Origin of the sequence: Ruthenibacterium intestinale, from assembly GCF_040096265.1 — a bacterium.
Lineage (GTDB): Bacteria > Bacillota > Clostridia > Oscillospirales > Ruminococcaceae > Ruthenibacterium > Ruthenibacterium komagatae.
The window spans coordinates 1-19,396 of sequence record NZ_JBBMFA010000095.1; the positions used below are offsets into that span (position 1 = coordinate 1).

Genomic DNA, 19,396 nt, shown 5'->3' on the forward strand with positions numbered 1-19,396 from the left:
TAAAAAAGGGCAAAACGAATTTTCCAAAAAGGCAAAATGAAATTTCCAAAGTAGAATATGGAGAAATGAGACCCCACACCGAGAGGTGATGGGGTCTTTTTATACTCTACGCCTAAGTCGTTGATTTCAGCGCTTGAGGGAAGAGCGCTGTATACCATTTTCCGGGACAAGTTCTGCAGGTGTGACATATTTTGCGCGGCTGAAGTGTTAGGCTGTTTTCAATGGGGGGATTGCATGCGTGGCGTTGTCTATGTAGATATTTTGTTTTTTACCAATGCATTGATCGGATGGTGCTTGCTGCGCTGCTGTGCAAGTTTGACTGGTTGCGCGGTACAAAAAATTTTTTTGTTTGCCGGCGGTATATTGGCGGGGATATCTTCTTTAATGGTAATATTGCCGCCGCTTCCAGCTTGGATCATGGGCTTGATGAAAATTATCAGCGCAGGGACCATTGTGGCCCTGGCTTTTTTTAAAAACGGTCGGCGCATATTTTTGAAGTGTTTATTGTGGTATGTAGCATTAAATGTGCTTTTATCCGGCACGATTCTTTTGGCGCTGTACTATTTGGAGCCGTCAGAGATTCAAATTTATAATATGACACTTTATTTTAATGTGTCTCCGCTGCTTCTGATTGGTTGTGTCACGGGTACATATTTTGTGATGCAGATTATGACCTTTTTGATGGGAAGGCCAAGAGAACAAATCGTCCTGCCGTTCCGTGCGACTTTCGGCTCTGACAAATTAGATGGATATGCTTTATGGGATACAGGATATCATGTTAAAGACCCTATATCGGGAGCAAGTACATTTTTGCTCAGTTTCCCGGAAGTGCAATCAAAACTTTCCATTCCGTTGGAAAAGGCTCTTTCAAATTATTTTCGAACTGGAAATTTACAGGCAGGAGATGGAATTCGCCTGATTCCTGCCCGAACGGCAACCGGAATGAGGCTGCTTCCCGCAATAAAAGCACCGTTGCAGTTGATGCAAAGAGAACGTTGGAGGGAAACCACGGCAGCCTTAGCTGTTTTTACACCGGAACGGCTGGGAGATGGGACATTTGAAGCTTTGGTGAATCCGGCAACGGCGGAGCATTAGGAGGATCAAACAATGAAAAGAAAAATAACACTGAAAAATTTCTGGAAAATATTGTTGTTCAAATGGATCATTGGGGTACGCTTGCCGGATTATCTCTACTATATCAATGGCCCGGAAATTTTGCCACCGCCATTATCAAAAGAAGAAGAACGAGTTGTTTTTGCAGGGTTAGAGCAGGGAAGTACCGACGCGAGGGATTTGCTGATCGTTCATAACTTGCGACTGGTGGTATATATCGCGCGAAAGTTTGAAAGCAAGACAACAAGTGCGGAGGATTTGATTTCTATTGGAACCATCGGGCTGATAAAAGCAGTCAATACGTTTGTACCATCCAAGAATATCAAACTGGCAACTTATGCAAGTCGTTGCATTGAAAATGAAATATTAATGTATTTACGGAAAAGCAGCAATCGAAGACAGGAAAGCAGTATTGATGAACCATTAAATACAGATTGTGATGGAAATGAGCTGTTGCTATCCGATGTGCTGGGAAGCGACCAGAATCAAGTGAGCTTGGAACTGGAGCAGTGCGCCGAATGTGACATGCTTCGGCAGGCTGTGGATCATTTAAATCCACGCGAGCGTCAAATTATGGAATTGCGATTCGGATTGAATGGTGGAAAGGAACATACCCAAAAAGAAGTTGCGGATATGATAGGCATCTCACAGAGCTATATTTCTCGTTTGGAAAAGCGCATTATAAAGCGATTAAGAGGTGAATTGGAGCGTATCGAACAATAACTGGAAGAGTTTTCTTCTTATGATTTTTAAGCGTGACGTCCATACTCTGAACAAGAACTTGTTCAGAGGAAGTGTGGCACGTGCAATATCACAAGGTGGAAATCTGTGGTGTCAATACCGCAAAACTGCCGGTTCTCAAAGAAAAGGAAAAAATTGAGTTGATTCGCAAAGCGCAGGCGGGAGATCAAGATGCACGACAGGCGATGATACAAGGGAATTTACGGTTGGTTTTAAGCGTGGTACAGAAATTTGCGTCACGTGGAGAAAGTATGGACGATCTCTTTCAGGTGGGATGCATTGGGCTGATCAAAGCGATTGACCATTTTAACCCGGAATTGGGATTACGGTTTTCCACCTATGGACAACCAATGATTTTAGGAGAAATTCGACGATTTCTCAGAGACAACAACAGTATGCGTGTCAGTCGGTCGGTCCGAGACATGGCCTATCACGCCATGCAGACAAGAGAGCAGTTGCAGAAAGAACTGGGAAGAGACCCGACCATTCAGGAACTTTCTGCCCGTATGGAGCAACCACAGTCGGTGGTGACTTTGGCTCTGGAGTCTGTCATGGAACCCCTCTCCTTATATGAACCAGTGTATAATGATGGTGGGGATACGCTATATGTGATGGATCAAATAGGCGAAAATGAGGGCGAAGAGAGCTGGATCTCCACTATTTTGTTTCGGGATACGATTGGCGCCTTATCGGACCGTGAAAAGAAAATTATTTCGCTTCGGTATCTTGCCGGAAAGACACAGGTGGAAGTGGCTCGCGAAATCGGAATCAGCCAGGCACAGGTGAGTCGGCTGGAAAAAGGTGCTTTGGAGCGAATTAAAAAGCAAATTTAAGTAAAAAGACGCGGACAGCTTTGTGCCCGCGTCTTTTTAAATATTATTTTGTAACGGCCTTTTCCGGCTCCTTTTTGGCATGCCGGGGTGACTTCCGTTCCGTTTCAATACCGTAGCTTTTTAAGGCTCGTTGCAGTGTGCGTACATTTCGGAAATGAATGCCCACCATATCCGCATCAAATGCTGCAGAAGCATTGATTTTATTATCGTCGACAAAAACACATTCAGAGGCAATCAGGTGGTATTTTTGAATCAAAGTCTGGTAGATTCGAATATCTGGTTTCAGCAACCGTACCTCACAAGATGCGATTCCACCGTCAAAGAGAGACCAGAATCTCCGCTGCTGTAAAGTTTCCAATACATCGTCGGCAATGTTGGAAAGATAAAACAGCCGATAGCCGCGCTTTTTTAAGCGTTTCATCAACTGAACAGTGTCATCTTTGGTATTTAACATGTCAAACCAATCAGATAAGATGACATCTGTTTCAAAAGAAAGCCCCAAATCTTTTCCTTTTTCGCGCATAATCTCATAGGCCTGCGCGCGAGTCATTACGCCAGCATCGATCTTGAGCCATTCAGCGCTGCCGAATGTGATATCATAAAGTTTATTTTCAATTTTTTCATTGAGAAAGTGATCAACCAGGAATTCACGAGGATTAAAATCAACGACCACTCCGCCCAAATCAAATACAATATTTTTATACAAAAAATCACCCACCGTATCGCTCTTATTCGATAATGTATTTTATTATACAACATTTTCAGCGGCATAGAAACCCTTTCTTCTGGAATAAAATGTGAATAAAGAAAGGGAGGAGTTTCGTTATGACATTGTATGAACTCTGTCAGCGCGATGTGATTTGCATTTCTACGGGGGCCAATCTCGGAAAAGTGGATGATCTTTCCTTTGATGAAAATACGGCCTGTATTGAAAATCTTGTTTTATATGGCCGATTAAAATTGTTTGGCCTTCTGGGACGGGAAGAGGATACGCTGATTCCGTGGAAAGATATCCGAAAAATTGGAAGCGATGTCATTTTAGTTGAAACGAAAACGATTGTTCCGGTTCGTAAGAAAAAGTTCCTTTTCATGATATAACTTGACAAATATTATATAATGAAAGAATCGGTAAAACGATGGTAAAGGACAGTTAAAATAAAGGTGGTTCAGCATGAAACAAGTTTCTGGTGGGGAAAAGCGAGCGTCTTGGCGTGACTCTTTTTGGGTTAATCTGGCTTGGACGCTCATTGTTCCAACCGTTTTTCTGTTTACGATGGAATGGATCCATCGAGGAACATTGCTTTCGGATTTTTGGACAACGCGCTTTTTTTCGCACTTCTTTGGGTTCTTTTGGGGATGGGTATTTCTCATTCTGCTCTATGTCCTTGTGAGTCAGTTGACGGCACGTCATTGGGTGGCAACGCTTATACTTGGACTTTTGACCAACGTGTCAGGTGTGGTCACCTATTATAAGCTGGAGATGCGCGGAGAGCCGTTTTTGCCTTGGGATTTTTCACAGATCGGTGACTTGGCCGGTGTGGCCGAGCATATTCAACTTCAGGTGCAGCCGAGCATGATTGTGGTCGGTGTCCTGCTTTTAGTAATGATCCTGTTTGCGGGCTTTCTTCGTTTACCGATGGGAACTTCCGGACGCAAATGGCACTGGCGGCTGATTTTATCGGGTGGATCTTTTGTGGGAGCCCTGGCGATTGTTTTCGGAATATGGATGCAGACCGCGGTTTGCCAGTTCTTTGGAATCTATGAAGATATGTGGATGCAGGATCGCTATTACAAAAATTATGGCATCCTCACCGGCTTTTTTACAAATCTGCGCGTTCTGGATATTTCCGCGCCGGACGGGTATTCGCAGGAAGCAGTCGATCAAATTGTGCAGCGCACAGAGCAAGCGCAGAAGGCGGATTCTGAACCTTTCTTTGCCAACAGTTATGCGAGCAGCACAGAAGAGGTGGTGCAGCAGCCTAATATTATTTTCGTAATGAACGAGTCTTTTTGGGATGTGTCCCGATTGGAAGGTGTTGTTTTTGACCGCGAACTGACACCCAACCTGAAGGCACTGGCTGAACAGGCAGCTTATGGAAGATGCTACTCTCCGTCCTTTGGCGGCGGTACATGTGATGTTGAATTTGAGGCGTTGACCGGATTTTCGCTGGAGCATCTGCCGGCCGGTAGTAAACCCTATCAGCAATATGTGACAAAACCGATGTTTTCGACTCCGCAGTTTTTAAAGGCACAGGGGTACGATACCATCGCAATTCATGGTTATTACGGAAAATTCTGGAGCCGAAATACGGCATACCCGAATTTGGGAATCGATACATTTATCTCGGCAGAAAATTTTTCCAACCCGGAACTGAAGAGAGGGTTTATTTCAGATTCCCAGATGACCCAGCGAATCATTGAGGAATATGAAAACCATGAAGCGGATTCGGATGCGCCGTTTTTTGTCCATGCGGTGACCATGCAAAACCATACAACCTATGACTCGAATCGTTATCCGGAAGAAGAGCTTGTAAAAGTGCTCGAAGATCCGGGCTTCTCTGATAATACCGTTTCTCAGCTTCAGGATTTTGCTACAGGAGTATACGAAGCGGATCAGGCACTGGGAGAATTGGTGGATTATTTTAGCGATGTGGACGAGCCGACGATCATTGTATTTTGGGGCGATCATTACAATCCTTTGGGTACAGGATACGAAGTGTTTGAAAAAACCGGTTATATCGATCAGGGGGATACTACCAGTCCGAATCTTCGTCAGACCGATTTGCTGATTTGGAGTAACTATTATAAAGAACCGATTGATTTGGGAACGGTTGCTGCATACGAAATAAGCCCTGTTGTCATGAATTTGTATGGGCTTGAAACGCCGACCTGGTATGATTTCTTAATTCAGGAATTGTCCGTTATGCGGGCACGTACACGGGGAATTACAGTAGAACCAGACGGATCTTTCAGCGAAGAAATGACCCAGGAGCAGGAACAGTGGTATAATGATCACTGGATGTTGCAGTACGACTATATGTTCGGTGAGCCTTATCAGGAAGATTATGTAACGGATGAGGGATAACTTAATAAGAAACACTTGCATTCTTTTGTTGAGTATGCTATACTAATTCGGCAATACGCACGCATTGCTTTGCTTTTTTGTGCCTGAAAACAGGTGAAGGGGCAGGACGGCAATGCGGAGGAAAAACAATTTTAGGAGGATAATTTTATGGCAGTCGTATCTATGAAACAACTTCTCGAAGCTGGCGTGCACTTCGGTCATCAGACCCGCCGCTGGAACCCCAAAATGGCGAAGTACATCTTCACCGAGCGCAATGGCATCTATATCATCGACCTGCAGAAAACCGTTAAAAAGCTGGACGAGGCTTACAACTTTGTGCGCGACGTTGCAGCTGAGGGCGGCGACATTCTGTTTGTTGGTACGAAAAAACAGGCTCAGGAGTCTGTGCGTGAAGAGGCTCTGCGCTGCGGCATGCATTATGTCAATGCTCGTTGGCTGGGCGGCATGATGACGAACTTCCGCACCATTCGTCGCCGGATCGATCGCATGGAGCAGATCAACAAAATGCGTGAGGACGGCACGTTTGAGATGCTGCCGAAAAAAGAAGTTGCCAAGCTGGAACTGGAACTGGAGAAATTGGAGAAATTCCTGGGCGGCGTGAAAACGATGGACAAATTGCCGAAAGCTATGTTTATTGTTGACCCGCGCAAAGAGCGCATCGCTGTTTCCGAAGCAAGAAAACTGAACATCCCCATCGTTGCAATTGTGGATACCAACTGCGATCCGGATGAGATTGATTATGTGATCCCTGGCAATGACGACGCGATTCGTGCTGTTAAACTGATTGCTGGCGCTATGGCGGATGCCGTTCTGGAAGGCCGTCAGGGCACGCAGGATGCTCCCGCTGAGGAAGAGGTTCAGGAAGAGGCTGCTGAATAATAGAAAGGGGAAAGAAAAATGGCTTTCACTGCACAAGACGTAAAAAATCTGCGTGAGCAGACCGGTTGCGGTATGATGGATTGCAAGAAAGCGCTGACCGAGTCCGGCGGCGATTTTGATAAAGCAATCGAATATCTGCGTGAAAAAGGTTTGGCTGCTGCTGCGAAAAAGGCTGGCCGCATTGCTGCAGAAGGCATGGTTTATGCTGTTTCTGATATTTCCCGTAAGCTGGGCGTTGTGGTAGAGGTCAATGCCGAGACGGATTTCGTTGCCAAAAACGATCTGTTTAAAGGCTTTGTTAAGGACGTAGCAGAAGTGATCATGAATGAGAATCCTGCGGATGTCACGGCTCTGCTGGCCTGCAAAATGGGCGATGGCACCGTTGAGGGCGCTCTGCAGGAGAAAATTCTCGTAATCGGCGAGAATATTAAGATTCGTCGTTTCGAGCGTTACGAGGGAATCTGCGCGGCTTATGTGCATGGCGGCGGTACTCACGGCGTTTTGGTTCAGTTTGAGACTTCTGACGAGGTTGCTGCCAAACCGGAGTTTGTTGCTTTCGGCAAAGACATTGCAATGCAGATTGCCGCTGTAAATCCCTCTTATTTGAACGAGGCGTCTGTTCCCGCTGAGGTTCTGGCGAAGGAGAAGGAGATTTTGCTGGCGCAGATCAGTAATGACCCGAAGCTGGCCAGCAAACCGGAGCAGGTTAAAGTAAAAATGGTCGAGGGCAAAATCGGCAAATACTACAAAGAAAACTGCCTGGTTGATCAGCAGTATGTCAAAGATCCGGATTTGACGGTGGCCAAGTACATTGAGAATACCGCCAAAGAGCTGGGTGGTGACATTCAGGTTGTGAAATATGTTCGTTTTGAAAAAGGCGAAGGCCTGGAGAAACGTACGGATGATTTCGCATCTGAAGTGGCCGGCATGATCAAATAAGTTTGTGTGTTTAACAACACATTTATTTGAATAATCAGTAATGAAAACGAGAGTTCTGTTTTAGGCGGGACTCTCGTTTTTATTTGGAGTGGATCTAGCCGGGGACTTTCTTTAACTTGTGTTTTAAAATTCTTTCAGCGAAACAGTTGTATTTTTTGTTTTCGTATGGTAAAGTATTAAAGTATTAATGCAGCATTTTGCTTGAAGGAGATGGGTAGATTGTCACGAAAAGAGAAAATGTCCAGGCAGACCGAAGTTTTGTTTCGGGCAATTCTTGAGCTGCAGACAATTGAAGAATGCCAGGATTTTTTTGAGGATCTGTGCACAATGAAAGAATTGGCGGATATGGCTCAGCGAGTGGAGACAGCTAATATGCTTTTGGATGGAAAAACATATGAGCAAATTGTCAAAGAGGTTGAAATCAGCACTGCGACAATCAGCCGTATCAATCGCTGCATTCAATATGGAAACGGCGGTTACCGAACAATTCTCGGTCGGGTATCTGCAGAAGAAAAATCTTCTGATGTTTTAGAATAAAACATTTTGTTTTTGAGCCTATTGGTTCGAAACCTTTGATTTTACAATGATTTGCATATCTGCGAAAAATGTGTTTCTAAGAAGAGTTTAATATAAAAACATCTGTTTTTATGCAAAATACACCAAAAACGTGCTTTAGCGGACAAAAGTATGTAAAAATGGCGAATTGCACCGCGCTCAGTTTATGGGTAAAATTAGTATCAATACATATCCGTTTGCGGATTTTAGTTTGGAGGAAAAAGTATGAAAAAGTTTCTCAGTGTTGCAATGGCTCTGTGTCTGGCCGCATCGCTGGTTGCTTGCGGCGGTTCAGGCGATACAGAAAGTGCTGCAGATCCTGCGGCTATCAAGATCGGCGGAATTGGCCCGATTACTGGTTCTGCAGCCCAGTATGGTGAAGCTGTGAAGAACGGAATCCAGTTGGCTGTGGATGAGATCAATGCAAAAGGTGGCATCCAGTTTGCCTATCAGTTTGAAGATGACGAAAACGACATCGAAAAAGGCGTTAACGCTTATAACAGCTTAAAAGACTGGGGAATGCAGATTCTGGTTGGCGCAACGACCAGCGATCCCACTATTGCGATTGGCGAAGAGAGTTATAACGACAATATTTTCCAGCTGACTCCCTCTGGCACAGCTGAAAAATGCGTACAGTATGACAACGCATTTCGTGTTTGCTTCTCTGACCCCAACCAGGGGACGGCGTCTGCAAAATACATTGGCGAGAACAAGCTGGCTACCAAAGTAGGCGTTATCTATGACAGCTCTACTTCTTATTCTTCTGGCATTTATGCCAACTTCAAGGAAGAGTGCGAAAACCAGGGAATTGAAATTGTAGCGGCAGAGCCGTTCACAGCAGATAACAAAACCGATATGAGCGTTCAGGTTCAGAAATGCCAGGCTGCTGGTGCCGAACTGGTCTTTTTGCCGATTTATTATACCGAGGCGACCCAGATCCTGACCACTGCGGCGGCTCAGGGATATGAGCCTCTGTTCTTTGGCTGTGATGGCTTGGACGGCATTTTGAACGTAGATAAATTCGATCTTTCTCTGGCGGAAGGCGTAATGCTGCTGACTCCGTATGTTCCCGGCTCTGATGAAATTACGACCAATTTTACGGAGAAATACAAAGAGACTTTTGGAATTGAACCGAACCAGTTTGCAGCCGATGCTTACGACGGTGTTTACGCAATCGCAGCTGCCTGCGAAAAGGCGGGTATTACTGCCGATATGAGCGCGTCGGATATTTGTGATAAGCTGAAAACGGCGTTTACTGAGATTTCTATTGACGGCGTTACCAGTGCAGGAATTACGTGGTCTGCCAGTGGTGAGCCCAACAAAGAGCCGAAGGCAGTAAAAATCGAGAACGGTGTTTATACGGCTATGTAATTTTTGACGTAGAGTCAAGGCTGCCGGCCTACGTAGGGCCGGCGGCCTTTTTGGATTCAAGTAGAGTGAGAGAAGGGGCAGATTTTATGCAGTTTTTATCTTATCTGATCAACGGCTTGAGTCTCGGAAGCGTTTACGCCATCATCGCACTGGGATATACCATGGTGTACGGAATTGCTAAAATGTTGAACTTTGCACATGGCGATGTAATTATGGTGGGTGGCTACATTGTGTTTATTGCCATGAACAATCTGGGCCTTCCCGCAGTTGTTTCCGTGATGATCTCAATGGTGGTATGCACGATTCTCGGAATCGTCATTGAGAGGATTGCCTATAAGCCGTTGCGGAATGCACCCAGTCTGGCGGTATTGATCACAGCGATTGGTGTCAGCTATTTGCTGCAAAACCTGGCGTTGTTGATTTGGGGATCCGCACCGAAATCTTTTACATCCGTAGTTTCGATTCAGCCTCTCAAACTGATGGGAGGGGCACTCACGATTACGGGTGAGGCGTTGGTCACCATTTTGGTGTCCGTTGTCATTATGATTGCACTTACGCTGTTTATCAACCGTACGCGGATGGGGCGTTCCATGCTGGCGGTTTCAGAGGATAGAGGCGCGGCGCAATTGATGGGAATCAACGTGAACGCGACCATTTCTCTTACATTTGCAATTGGCAGTGCTTTGGCTGCCATTGCGGGAGCGCTTTTGTGCTCGGCCTATCCGATTCTTCAACCCACGACAGGAGCAATGCCCGGCATCAAAGCTTTTGTGGCGGCTGTATTTGGCGGAATTGGTTCCATTCCCGGTGCTATGATCGGCGGCATTTTGCTGGGAGTGATTGAGAATTTGAGCAAGGCTTACATTTCAGCGCAGTTGGCGGATGCGATTGTGTTCGGAGTTCTGATTGTTGTATTGCTGGTGAAACCCACGGGAATTATGGGTAAGAAAATCAGCGAGAAAGTGTAAGGTGAAGTGCCATGGGATTGAAAAATATGAGTAGAAATACAAGAAAAAACCTTGTTACATATGCAATCGTCGTGGTCGCTTTTGTTGTCATCGAGCTCTTATCAGTGACAGGCGTATTGTCCAACTCGCTGGAGGGACAGTTGGTTCCGATTTGCACGTATGTGATTTTAGCTGTTTCTCTGAACCTGACGGTAGGAATTTTGGGTGAATTGAGCCTGGGTCATGCCGGGTTTATGAGTATCGGTGCATTTTCCGGAGCCATGTTCACGTTGCTGATGGAAGATATTATTCCCGTTGCGTGGGTGCGCTTTTTGCTGGCGTTGATCGTTGGCGGCGTGTTGGCCGGCATTTTCGGCATTTTGATTGGTGTGCCGGTTTTACGTTTGCAGGGGGACTATCTTGCAATTGTGACGTTGGCCTTTGGCGAGATCATCAAAAATCTGCTGAATTCCATCTATTTAGGCTTTGATGCCAATGGACTGCATTTTTCCATGACGGATGCAACTGCCTTGGACATGGATGCCGATGGCTTGATTTTGATTAACGGTGCGCAGGGAATTACCGGGACACCCAGGGATTCCAATTTTATCTGGGGATTTTTGCTGGTAATGTTTACGCTGTTTGTGGTGCTCAATCTGATTCATTCCAGAACGGGCCGGGCAATTATGGCGATTCGAGATAACCGCATTGCAGCGGAATCTGTGGGCGTAAATGTGACCAAGTATAAAATGATTGCATTTTCGTTGAGCGCGGCTTTAGCGGGCATTGCCGGTGTTCTGTATGCCCATAACTTTTCTTCGCTCGTAGCCCGAAAGTTTGACTACAACACATCCATCCTGATCCTGGTATTTGTTGTTTTGGGCGGGATCGGAAATATTCGTGGTTCGATTATCGCCGCGGCTGTTCTGACAGTTCTTCCGGAACTGCTGCGCGGTTTGAACGATTATCGGATGCTGATTTACGCGATTGTTTTGATTGCGCTGATGTTGTTCAATCAGAGCGAAAAAGGCAAGGAGTGGCGTTTGAATTTGAAAAATCGTTTGCCTCAGCTGTTAAAAGTAAAGGCGAAGGATTCCAATGACGGGGAGGTGTAGTGTCATGGCGCTTTTGGAAGTATCCAACTTGGGCATTGCGTTTGGTGGCTTGCAGGCTGTTGACAAAGTAGACCTTCGTCTGGAAAAAGGCGGTTTGTATGGCTTAATTGGCCCGAACGGAGCAGGAAAAACAACGGTTTTCAATATGCTGACGGGTGTTTATAAGCCGACGGAAGGCGATATTATTTTGGACGGTGTGAATATTACCGGCCAACCGCCTGCAGCCATTTCAAAAGCCGGCATTGCAAGAACCTTTCAGAATATCCGTTTGTTTAAAGATATGACGGTTCTGGATAATGTTAAGGTTGGCCTGCATAACCAGATAAAATATTCTTCTTTGGCAGGTGTTTTTCGGCTGCCGGCGTATTATGAAAAAGAGCGGGAAATGCGTGGCAAAGCAATGTCGCTTCTGAAGATTTTTAATTTGGAAGATGAAGCGAATCAGTTGGCATCCAGTTTGCCTTACGGCAAACAGCGCAAGTTGGAAATTGCACGTGCGCTTGCCACGAATCCGAAATTGCTGCTTCTGGATGAACCGGCAGCCGGAATGAATCCCAATGAAACCGCAGAATTGATGGAAACAATCAAGTTTGTAAGAGAGCATTTCAATGTGGCGATTTTGCTGATCGAGCATGACATGAGTTTTGTGATGGGTTTGTGCGAAGAAATCGTGGTGCTTGACTATGGCAGAATCATTGCGCAGGGAAATCCGCAGCAGGTTCGAAACAATCCGAAGGTAATTGCTGCCTACCTGGGAGGTGAGTAAAATGGACGAGATGCTTTGTGTAAAAGATTTGGAAGTATCTTATGGTGCCATTCATGCCATCAAAGGAATTTCGTTTTCCGTGAATCAGGGGGAAATTGTGACTCTGATTGGTGCCAACGGTGCGGGCAAGACAACCACACTGCACGCCATCTCCAAGCTTTTAAAGCCATCGGCCGGCGAGATTACATTCTGCGGAAACCCCATCAGTAACATGGAGCCGCATCAAATTATCAAATTGGGCTTGACTCAGGTCCCGGAAGGTCGGCGTGTCTTTGCTAATTTGACCGTTCAGCAGAATTTGGAGTTGGGGGCGTTCACGCGAACGGATGGCGCGGACGCGATTGCAGCGGATTACGAAATGGTTTTTGAGCGTCTGCCTCGCTTGAAAGAGCGGCGCCGGCAGCTTGCAGGTACTTTGTCGGGCGGAGAACAGCAGATGCTGGCCATTGGCCGTGCACTGATGTGTAGCCCGAAGATGCTGCTTTTGGATGAGCCTTCTATGGGATTGTCGCCGTTGCTGGTGCAGGAGATTTTTAAAATTATCCATGACGTCAATCAATCGGGTGTTACCATCCTTCTGGTGGAACAGAACGCTAAAATGGCGCTTGAAATTGCAAACCGAGCTTATGTTTTGGAAACAGGTGTAATTGCAATGTCAGGAAATGCTTCAGAGCTTGCAAAAGATCCGAAGGTGAAAGCTGCTTATCTTGGCGGAATCTAAACAATAAAAAGGAGCCGTTCAACGGCTCCTTTTTATTATTGCGGATCACGAGAAGGGTAATAAAGATTGTTGGAGATAAACTCTAATTTGTCACGCAGCGTATGTTCCAATTCGTTGACGGTGGAAACCATTTCCATGACAGTCGAATTGACTTCCATGATTTGTTCCAGAGAAATATCATCCCAGGCGAGTGCTTTCTGGATTTTTTCGCCTTCGGCATTCAGAATGTGACTGAGCGCGGTTTCTTCCATTGCGATGGATTCCAGAAGATCTGTGACGGCCTGACTCATGGAAATTGGATTGGGTGAAGTTGTGATAATCGGCATGGACATAAGAATAATCCCTCCTTCGTTGGCGTCGAACGCTTGACAATAACAGTATATGAAGAAGGTGGGAAAATGTGAAAAGGCACCCGAGACGACGCTCGAGTGCCTTTCTTTTTTAAAAATAACTGACTTTGATTTGTTTGCCCATCTTTTTCAGATATTCGGTCAACTCTTCCACAAGGTGGATTTTGATTCCAAAGGTGATGGGAAGATCAGGGTTTTGATGAGCAGGGTTAATTGCTTTGCCCACAAAGAAGTTAATGTCCGTGGCGTACTCAAACAGCATTTGCGCAATCAGAGAAGCACCGTCTGTCTGCAAACTCCACAGGTTGGAAAGGTCGGACCCCTCGACAAAACTTTTGGCGTATTGTACAACCTTGCTCATGGTGATAACGCCTTCTGTCACAAGGTCGACCCCTTTTAAATGCGCGATTGGCGGGATATCCGGATCCGTTCCGTATTCGATTGAGGTCTCAATGGTTTCGTGAAGATAATCCGCGGCAATTTTGGAAGTTGTGCCACCGCAAACGATTCGCTTTCCTTCTTTGGAGAAAAACAACGTCATCATTTTGGTGCAGTCTTTGGGGTCAGCAGGGGGGCCGAAAAGCAAGTTGACTGGTGCGCGCTCACGGATGCGGATTGCGGCAGCCGTTGTATCATCTCCAGGTTCGCCTTCGTACAGACGATTGCACTCGTCAACAATCAGAGACGCAATCATCTTGGCAGAAAGAGAATCCTCATATAGGCGCTCAACATATTCGATAATGTTGTCCCGCTGCCATCCAAAATTCATGTTTTTTCCGACGCCGGCATAGATGGCACCATCGCTCATGGCAATGAATACATCGTGAAGCTGCAGCGGGATTTTGCTTTCCAGAATGGTTTTGCCCTCAATGACGCGGCTGGTGATGGGATAATCCACACTTTTTCCGTCCCGAAGAAGAATGACGTTTGGATTGTCAAACTGAATGATTTCAGCGACGGAATTGTCTGTTACACGAATGATCGTAAACGTGGAATAGGCAACTTGCCTGACCTGGCAGACCGGCAGTGTTTTTACAATGGTATCCACACATTCTTCAATGGGCATATTGTTGGCCATCATGGTGCAGATAATTTTACTGGTCAGTGTAGAAAGAATATTGGCTTTTACACCGCTTCCCAAACCGTCCGCCAAAACAAGTGTGACAGAATTTTCGTTGTCTCCAATGATTTCCACCCGATCGCCACAAAGCTGTTCTCCTACGTGATTGATGCTCACGTAACCGGTATCAGTCCACAAATGGTTCATCGTTTGGCTCTGCCTTTCTCTTACTTATTTCTGGATGGCATCTCGAAGCTGTGTCAATGCAATTTTGGTTTCTGCCGTTGTCTCACCCAAAAGACTTGCAATTTCCTGTACTACGCGCATCTGTTTTTCAATTACTTCGTTGGTGATTTCAGCTGTGCGATTGCAAAGCTCGGCATGCTGACCGGCCTGAACCTCCTCAGAAGTAATATCGCGCATAATAATGAAAATGATGTGATACTCCCGATCGTACACAATGGTCTGGGAAACGTATTTGCTGTATTCTGCCAGATAGACCTTTTTCTCTTTTACGGGAATGCCGGTAGTCATAACGTTCAGATATTCCGCCGGGTTTACAAGACGGACAATCGGCGAACCAATAATATCAGCAGGATTTTTCAAATTGAAGAGACTGCAGCCGGCACGGTTGATTTGCTGTACGCACAGATCTTCGTCCAGGATCAAAATGGCATTGGGCGTCGTATTGATTACATAACCGGAAAACGTTTCGGCACGTTCCTTTAAATAGGGCAGGCACATGCTTAAATCCGCTTTGCCCTGATACACAGCGATGGCTTTTTCTCGGCAGGTATTGTAGCCGCAGCTGCCACAGTTCAGCTCCTGCTCCGGGCTTGTTTTGCCCATCTTGGCAAGAATTTCCCGAATCGTATTTTCGCCGGGAATTTGACTGTGTGTGCCGACATAAGGCATGTTTTTAGACAAATCGCCCGGGTCGGCGGAAGTAAATTCGCCTTCTCCGGCAAAATCAAGCACTTTGATCTCACCGCTCAAAGGGGAAGCATGGTGATGGCGGATTCCGGGCCCATTGACACAAGCGCCTTCGCAGGCGTTCATCTCTATAAAGCAATGATGCAGATTGCCCGCTTCAATTTCCTGAAGAGCAGCAATGCAATTTTCCACACCGTCTACTGCGAGGTATGTAAAATCACTTTGTTCAGTGTGCATGCTTTTAATGACGCCGCCCTTGATCGGGAAGAAGCGCGCACGTTTATTTCCGATGTCTTCCTCTGAAAGGAAAAAGGAGATGCCTTTTTCCTCAAACCACGCCTCAAGTTCTTCAAAGGTCAGCACCGCATCGCAATATTCGGAGTAAAGTTCCGCTTCTTCCTTTTTGGAAATGCAGGGGCCAATAAAGACAACGGCTGCATTGGCCTGCGCTTCTTTGATCAGCTTGCCGTGGGCCAGCATGGGAGACAGGACGGGTGCGAGCATGGGCAGGGCAAGAGGGTGGTACTTTTGAATTAAAGAGTTGATGCTGTGGCAGCAGGAAGAGATAATGACATCGTGCTCTCCACTGGCAATCATTCGTTCGTACTCCTGTTTGACCACAGTAGCGCCAATTGCGGTTTCCTCGGCATCAGAAAAGCCCAGAGAAAGAAGCGCGGTACGCATGGCGGCAAAATCTTTCACGGGAAATTCCGCAATGAAAGAAGGGGCTACACTTGCGATGACAGGACGACCGGAAGCAATCAGCTCTTTAACATGAGGCGTATCAAGGCGCACTTGTTTCGCATCCTGCGGGCAGTTGACAAAACAATTGCCACAAAGAATGCAGTCATCCGCAATGATGTTTGCCTGTCCATCTGCAAATTTAATACTTTTTACCGGACAGCTCCGGATGCATTTATAACAGTTTTTGCAGTTCGATTTTTTGAGCTGTAGAAACCTATTCATTTTGAAAGCCCTCCGAGGACCTTTTCTTGGAAAAGAGAATCGAAGCTATCTTTGTTCCAACCGGTAATGATTTCATCATCGATTTTCACAGAAACGCCATGTGTACACTTTCCGAGACAAAAGGCGGCAGAAAGATTCACCTTGTCTGTTAAATTGTTCTTTTCCAGATTCTCTTTCATCATCTGAATCACATCGTAAGAACCTTTTAAATGACAAGAAGATCCGACACAAACGCAAATATTCATAGTATGTCCACCGAGCCTTTCTGAAACGTTATCTTTTTAACAAAAATTGTTCATTTTTAATTATATAAAGGAAAAAGGACCGGGTCAATAGGAGAAAACCCAGAGAATTAATTTGATCTTTTTTAATTTTTTGCTTGACTTTTGTAATGAAATCGGGTAATATAATAAAGCACTTTGTGCCATGGAGAGTTGGCTGAGTGGTCTAAGGCGCACGACTGGAAATCGTGTGTACCCTTTAAAGGTACCTAGGGTTCAAATCCCTAACTCTCCGCCAGAAAAAACCGGAAGCTTTGCTTCCGGTTTTTTGTTTAACACGGTGGATTCAGACGAATGTATATGCAGGAAAAAAGGAGGGCAAGGGTTTGCGGCAAAAACTTTATTGGAACGGTACGATTCTAACCATGGAAACGCCTTCCTGTGCCCAAGCGCTGCTGGAACAGGATGGCAAGATTGTAGCTGTTGGAGCGCTGGACGAAGTCAGGCAGGCAGCTGGAACGCATTTTGAATGTGTGGACTTGCAAGGCCACACGCTGATGCCCTCTTTTATTGATGCGCACAGCCATTTTATGGGATATGCAATGTCGCTGCTTCAGGTGTCCGTAGAGGGGGCTCACACGTTTTCAGATATTCAAAAAAGAATTGCTGCGTTTATTGAGAACAGACATCTGCCGGACAACCAGTGGGTTATCGTCAAAGGATACGACCATAATGCGCTGGATGAACAAACCCACCCTACACGTGAAATACTGGATGAGGCCTCTTCTGGTCACCCGATTGTTTTACAGCATCGTTCGGGTCACAATGGTGTATTTAATACAGCTGCGCTGAATTTTCTGGGGATTACCAGAAGCAGCATGGCGCCAGCAGGCGGAAAAATTGAAAAGGATGAAGCGGGAGAGCCAACGGGTTATATGGAAGAAAATGCCTTTCTTTCATACTTGAAGCAAATTCCCATGCCACAGTCGGAAGAGATTCTTAATGCATTAAAGCAGGCGCAGAAGCGTTATGCGTCTTATGGCATTACGACCGTTCAGGATGGATATCTTATGAAAGAGATGGTGGGTCTCTATCAGATGCTCTGCACATCACATGCATTAGAACTGGATGTTGTCGCATATGCAGGTGTTGAGGACTATGGGACCATCGCCACCCAAATGGCCAAACATGTTGATCAATATTCGGACCATCTGAAAATCGGCGGATACAAAATCTTTTTAGATGGCTCTCCACAGAGCAGAACTGCCTGGATGCGCACTGCATATGTGGGGCAAGAGGAGAATTTTGGTTATCCTTCCATGATGGATAAAGACGTTTTAAATGCCGTGCGTCGTGCCATGCGAGAAGGACGTCAGATTTTAGCACACTGCAACGGTGATGCAGCGGCGCAGCAATATCTTCAGGCAGTTGCTCGTGCGATGGGAGAGTTAGATGATGCACCGGATATCCGGCCCGTTATGATCCATGCACAGCTTGTGGGAACTGACCAGCTTCCGTTGATGCGGGAGCTTGGTGTTTTGCCATCCTTTTTTATAGCGCATGTGTATCATTGGGGAGAGGTTCATGTGCAAAATTTTGGGGACTTACGCGCAAGTAAAATCAGTCCTGCTCAGACAGCGATGCGTTTGGGGCTTCCGTTTACTTTTCATCAGGACGCACCAGTCATTGAGCCGGATATGATGGAAACAGTGTGGTGTGCAGTAAATCGGAAAACCAAAACAGGCAGGATTCTGGGAGAAGAGGAGCGCATTGATACGCTGGCTGCTTTAAAGGCAATCACAATTCATGGCGCATATCAATATTTTGAAGAGAACCGTAAGGGAAGTTTAAAACCGGGGAAATTGGCAGACATGGTGATTTTGTCCCAAAATCCTTTGGATGTCCCAGCGGAAGCATTAAAAAATATAGAGGTGCTTGAAACCATAAAAGAGGGACGCACCATTTATCAAAAAAGAGCTGCGGAATAAAATTCGCAGCTCTTTGCATTTGTGTACCATGATTTACCATACAATACATTAAAGGGAGGGGATGAGCAATTGTTTGGAATGATTTTGAGCTTTATCGCAAGCCATATTCTTTATTTTGCGCTTCATTTGGAAAGCAGCAGCTTCCCAAAGCCGCTGAGTGCCCGGGAAGAAATTGAGGCTTTTGAAGCATTCAAAAATGGAAGCGATGAGGCGCGTGAAAAACTGATTCGGCACAATCTTCGCCTGGTGGCGCATATCGCTAAAAAATATTATGCAGGAGCGACAGCTGAGCAGGAAGACCTGATCAGCATTGGCACAATCGGCTTAATTAAGGCGGTAAATAGCTTCGATAATCAGAAAGGCGCTCGCTTTGCCACTTATGCTGCGCGCTGCATTGAAAATGAAATTCTTATGCAGTTCAGAGCGTCCCGAAAATGCCAGAATGATGTTTCGATTCAGGAGCCGATTGAAAGTGACCGGGAAGGGAACAGTTTAACTCTCAATGATGTAATGGCAGATACTTTGGATATTCGTGAAGAATACGAAAAAAAAGAAGAAATAGCAGAACTTTATAAAGTGGTGCAATTGCTGTCTGGCCGGGAGAGACAAATTGTTGTTTTGAGGTATGGACTGAACGGAAATCAAGCCTTAACACAACAACAGGTAGCAGATATTTTGAAGATCAGCCGAAGCTATGTATCACGCATCGAAAAAAAGGCGATTTTGCAAATGCGTCGTCAGATGTTACAGGCAAAACTTCCATAAACTTTTATTCGTAAGGACTTGCGCAACCGGACTTCTTCTGGTATTATT

21 protein-coding genes and 1 tRNA gene are annotated in these 19,396 nt (G+C 45.7%); 16 read left to right on the forward strand and 6 right to left on the reverse strand.

Translation table 11 applies throughout. From position 1 onward, the window contains the following. Positions 1 to 188 (reverse strand): hypothetical protein (locus WMO24_RS09630; protein WP_349216229.1); only part of this gene is annotated, 188 nt, incomplete at its 3' end. A gap of 46 nt (positions 189 to 234) precedes the next feature. Between WMO24_RS09630 and WMO24_RS09635 the strand changes: the two genes are divergently transcribed. The 3 genes from WMO24_RS09635 to sigG all read left to right on the forward strand — a co-directional run bounded on the left by WMO24_RS09635 (position 235) and on the right by sigG (position 2,687). Further along, the gene (locus WMO24_RS09635) at positions 235 to 1,095 is read left to right on the forward strand and encodes a sigma-E processing peptidase SpoIIGA (RefSeq protein WP_349216230.1); all 861 of its coding nucleotides are present in this window, start codon (positions 235 to 237) and stop codon (positions 1,093 to 1,095) included. A gap of 12 nt (positions 1,096 to 1,107) precedes the next feature. Then, positions 1,108 to 1,836, forward strand: a complete 729-nt coding sequence (sigE, locus tag WMO24_RS09640) for an RNA polymerase sporulation sigma factor SigE (RefSeq protein ID WP_349216231.1) — start codon at positions 1,108 to 1,110, stop codon at positions 1,834 to 1,836. Between the two features lie 80 nt (positions 1,837 to 1,916). Next, positions 1,917 to 2,687, forward strand: a complete 771-nt coding sequence (gene sigG / locus WMO24_RS09645) for an RNA polymerase sporulation sigma factor SigG (RefSeq protein WP_349216232.1) — start codon at positions 1,917 to 1,919, stop codon at positions 2,685 to 2,687. 43 nt (positions 2,688 to 2,730) lie between these two features. On the opposite strand, the gene WMO24_RS09650 is transcribed toward sigG, so the two are convergent. Continuing rightward, positions 2,731 to 3,405, reverse strand: coding sequence for an HAD family hydrolase (locus WMO24_RS09650; protein ID WP_349216233.1), 675 nt, complete (start codon positions 3,403 to 3,405; stop codon positions 2,731 to 2,733). A 107-nt stretch (positions 3,406 to 3,512) separates the two neighbouring features. Here WMO24_RS09650 and WMO24_RS09655 point away from each other — a divergent pair, with 107 nt between their 5' ends. The 10 genes from WMO24_RS09655 to WMO24_RS09700 all read left to right on the forward strand — a co-directional run bounded on the left by WMO24_RS09655 (position 3,513) and on the right by WMO24_RS09700 (position 13,065). Further along, the gene (locus WMO24_RS09655) at positions 3,513 to 3,785 is read left to right on the forward strand and encodes a PRC-barrel domain-containing protein (protein WP_349216234.1); all 273 of its coding nucleotides are present in this window, start codon (positions 3,513 to 3,515) and stop codon (positions 3,783 to 3,785) included. A gap of 73 nt (positions 3,786 to 3,858) precedes the next feature. Further along, a complete protein-coding gene (locus WMO24_RS09660; RefSeq protein ID WP_349216235.1) occupies positions 3,859 to 5,772 on the forward strand; it encodes an LTA synthase family protein in 1,914 nt (637 codons plus the stop codon). A gap of 147 nt (positions 5,773 to 5,919) precedes the next feature. Then, positions 5,920 to 6,651 (forward strand): 30S ribosomal protein S2, encoded by a 732-nt coding sequence (rpsB, locus tag WMO24_RS09665; RefSeq protein ID WP_349216236.1) that lies wholly within the window; start codon positions 5,920 to 5,922, stop codon positions 6,649 to 6,651. Positions 6,652 to 6,669: 18 nt separating this feature from the next. Beyond that, positions 6,670 to 7,590: a translation elongation factor Ts gene (gene tsf / locus WMO24_RS09670; protein ID WP_349216237.1), complete on the forward strand. Its 921-nt coding sequence runs from the start codon at positions 6,670 to 6,672 to the stop codon at positions 7,588 to 7,590. A gap of 237 nt (positions 7,591 to 7,827) precedes the next feature. Next, on the forward strand, positions 7,828 to 8,127 hold the full coding sequence (locus tag WMO24_RS09675) for a YerC/YecD family TrpR-related protein (RefSeq protein WP_494338177.1): 300 nt from the start codon (positions 7,828 to 7,830) through the stop codon (positions 8,125 to 8,127). A 243-nt stretch (positions 8,128 to 8,370) separates the two neighbouring features. Continuing rightward, on the forward strand, positions 8,371 to 9,516 hold the full coding sequence (locus WMO24_RS09680; protein ID WP_349216238.1) for an ABC transporter substrate-binding protein: 1,146 nt from the start codon (positions 8,371 to 8,373) through the stop codon (positions 9,514 to 9,516). Between the two features lie 86 nt (positions 9,517 to 9,602). Continuing rightward, entirely contained in the window at positions 9,603 to 10,484 is an 882-nt protein-coding gene (locus tag WMO24_RS09685) for a branched-chain amino acid ABC transporter permease (protein WP_349216239.1), read from the forward strand. 11 nt (positions 10,485 to 10,495) lie between these two features. After that, positions 10,496 to 11,578, forward strand: coding sequence for a branched-chain amino acid ABC transporter permease (locus WMO24_RS09690; protein ID WP_349216240.1), 1,083 nt, complete (start codon positions 10,496 to 10,498; stop codon positions 11,576 to 11,578). A gap of 4 nt (positions 11,579 to 11,582) precedes the next feature. Beyond that, positions 11,583 to 12,344 carry an ABC transporter ATP-binding protein gene (locus WMO24_RS09695; RefSeq protein ID WP_349216241.1) on the forward strand — a complete coding sequence of 254 codons (762 nt, stop codon included), beginning with the start codon at positions 11,583 to 11,585 and terminating at the stop codon, positions 12,342 to 12,344. Between the two features lies 1 nt (position 12,345). Beyond that, positions 12,346 to 13,065, forward strand: coding sequence for an ABC transporter ATP-binding protein (locus WMO24_RS09700; protein WP_349216242.1), 720 nt, complete (start codon positions 12,346 to 12,348; stop codon positions 13,063 to 13,065). A gap of 35 nt (positions 13,066 to 13,100) precedes the next feature. Here the strand turns inward: WMO24_RS09700 and WMO24_RS09705 are convergent, their stop codons facing one another. From WMO24_RS09705 to WMO24_RS09720, 4 genes are all read right to left on the reverse strand, one after another. After that, positions 13,101 to 13,397 carry an alpha-helical endospore appendage domain-containing protein gene (locus tag WMO24_RS09705; protein WP_349216243.1) on the reverse strand — a complete coding sequence of 99 codons (297 nt, stop codon included), beginning with the start codon at positions 13,395 to 13,397 and terminating at the stop codon, positions 13,101 to 13,103. A 109-nt stretch (positions 13,398 to 13,506) separates the two neighbouring features. Continuing rightward, positions 13,507 to 14,682, reverse strand: coding sequence for a SpoIIE family protein phosphatase (locus WMO24_RS09710; protein ID WP_349216244.1), 1,176 nt, complete (start codon positions 14,680 to 14,682; stop codon positions 13,507 to 13,509). Positions 14,683 to 14,706: 24 nt separating this feature from the next. Further along, complete coding sequence (locus WMO24_RS09715) at positions 14,707 to 16,374, reverse strand: [Fe-Fe] hydrogenase large subunit C-terminal domain-containing protein (RefSeq protein ID WP_349216245.1); 1,668 nt, start codon at positions 16,372 to 16,374, stop codon at positions 14,707 to 14,709. After that, positions 16,371 to 16,619, reverse strand: coding sequence for a (2Fe-2S) ferredoxin domain-containing protein (locus WMO24_RS09720; RefSeq protein ID WP_349216246.1), 249 nt, complete (start codon positions 16,617 to 16,619; stop codon positions 16,371 to 16,373). Before WMO24_RS09720 ends, WMO24_RS09715 begins: the two co-directional genes overlap by 4 nt. Positions 16,620 to 16,802: 183 nt before the next feature. On the opposite strand from WMO24_RS09720, the gene WMO24_RS09725 reads away from it, so the two are divergent. The 3 genes from WMO24_RS09725 to sigK all read left to right on the forward strand — a co-directional run bounded on the left by WMO24_RS09725 (position 16,803) and on the right by sigK (position 19,348). After that, a tRNA-Ser gene (locus WMO24_RS09725) sits at positions 16,803 to 16,893 on the forward strand. An 88-nt stretch (positions 16,894 to 16,981) separates the two neighbouring features. Continuing rightward, on the forward strand, positions 16,982 to 18,583 hold the full coding sequence (locus WMO24_RS09730) for an amidohydrolase (protein WP_349216247.1): 1,602 nt from the start codon (positions 16,982 to 16,984) through the stop codon (positions 18,581 to 18,583). Between the two features lie 78 nt (positions 18,584 to 18,661). Beyond that, on the forward strand, positions 18,662 to 19,348 hold the full coding sequence (gene sigK, locus WMO24_RS09735; RefSeq protein ID WP_349216310.1) for an RNA polymerase sporulation sigma factor SigK: 687 nt from the start codon (positions 18,662 to 18,664) through the stop codon (positions 19,346 to 19,348). Positions 19,349 to 19,396: the final 48 nt, after the last annotated feature.

Excerpts from the sequence above, each read along its gene's own strand:
- WMO24_RS09635 (WP_349216230.1), top strand. The coding sequence starts at position 235 with ATGCGTGGCGTTGTCTATGTAGATATTTTGTTTTTTACCAATGCATTG.
- sigE (WP_349216231.1), top strand. The coding sequence starts at position 1,108 with ATGAAAAGAAAAATAACACTGAAAAATTTCTGGAAAATATTGTTGTTC.
- WMO24_RS09655 (WP_349216234.1), top strand. The coding sequence starts at position 3,513 with ATGACATTGTATGAACTCTGTCAGCGCGATGTGATTTGCATTTCTACG.
- WMO24_RS09660 (WP_349216235.1), top strand. The coding sequence starts at position 3,859 with ATGAAACAAGTTTCTGGTGGGGAAAAGCGAGCGTCTTGGCGTGACTCT.
- rpsB (WP_349216236.1), top strand. The coding sequence starts at position 5,920 with ATGGCAGTCGTATCTATGAAACAACTTCTCGAAGCTGGCGTGCACTTC.
- tsf (WP_349216237.1), top strand. The coding sequence starts at position 6,670 with ATGGCTTTCACTGCACAAGACGTAAAAAATCTGCGTGAGCAGACCGGT.
- WMO24_RS09675 (WP_494338177.1), top strand. The coding sequence starts at position 7,828 with ATGTCCAGGCAGACCGAAGTTTTGTTTCGGGCAATTCTTGAGCTGCAG.
- WMO24_RS09680 (WP_349216238.1), top strand. The coding sequence starts at position 8,371 with ATGAAAAAGTTTCTCAGTGTTGCAATGGCTCTGTGTCTGGCCGCATCG.
- WMO24_RS09685 (WP_349216239.1), top strand. The coding sequence starts at position 9,603 with ATGCAGTTTTTATCTTATCTGATCAACGGCTTGAGTCTCGGAAGCGTT.
- WMO24_RS09690 (WP_349216240.1), top strand. The coding sequence starts at position 10,496 with ATGGGATTGAAAAATATGAGTAGAAATACAAGAAAAAACCTTGTTACA.
- WMO24_RS09695 (WP_349216241.1), top strand. The coding sequence starts at position 11,583 with ATGGCGCTTTTGGAAGTATCCAACTTGGGCATTGCGTTTGGTGGCTTG.
- WMO24_RS09700 (WP_349216242.1), top strand. The coding sequence starts at position 12,346 with ATGGACGAGATGCTTTGTGTAAAAGATTTGGAAGTATCTTATGGTGCC.
- WMO24_RS09705 (WP_349216243.1), bottom strand. The coding sequence starts at position 13,397 with ATGTCCATGCCGATTATCACAACTTCACCCAATCCAATTTCCATGAGT.
- WMO24_RS09710 (WP_349216244.1), bottom strand. The coding sequence starts at position 14,682 with ATGAACCATTTGTGGACTGATACCGGTTACGTGAGCATCAATCACGTA.
- WMO24_RS09715 (WP_349216245.1), bottom strand. The coding sequence starts at position 16,374 with ATGAATAGGTTTCTACAGCTCAAAAAATCGAACTGCAAAAACTGTTAT.
- WMO24_RS09720 (WP_349216246.1), bottom strand. The coding sequence starts at position 16,619 with ATGAATATTTGCGTTTGTGTCGGATCTTCTTGTCATTTAAAAGGTTCT.
- sigK (WP_349216310.1), top strand. The coding sequence starts at position 18,662 with ATGATTTTGAGCTTTATCGCAAGCCATATTCTTTATTTTGCGCTTCAT.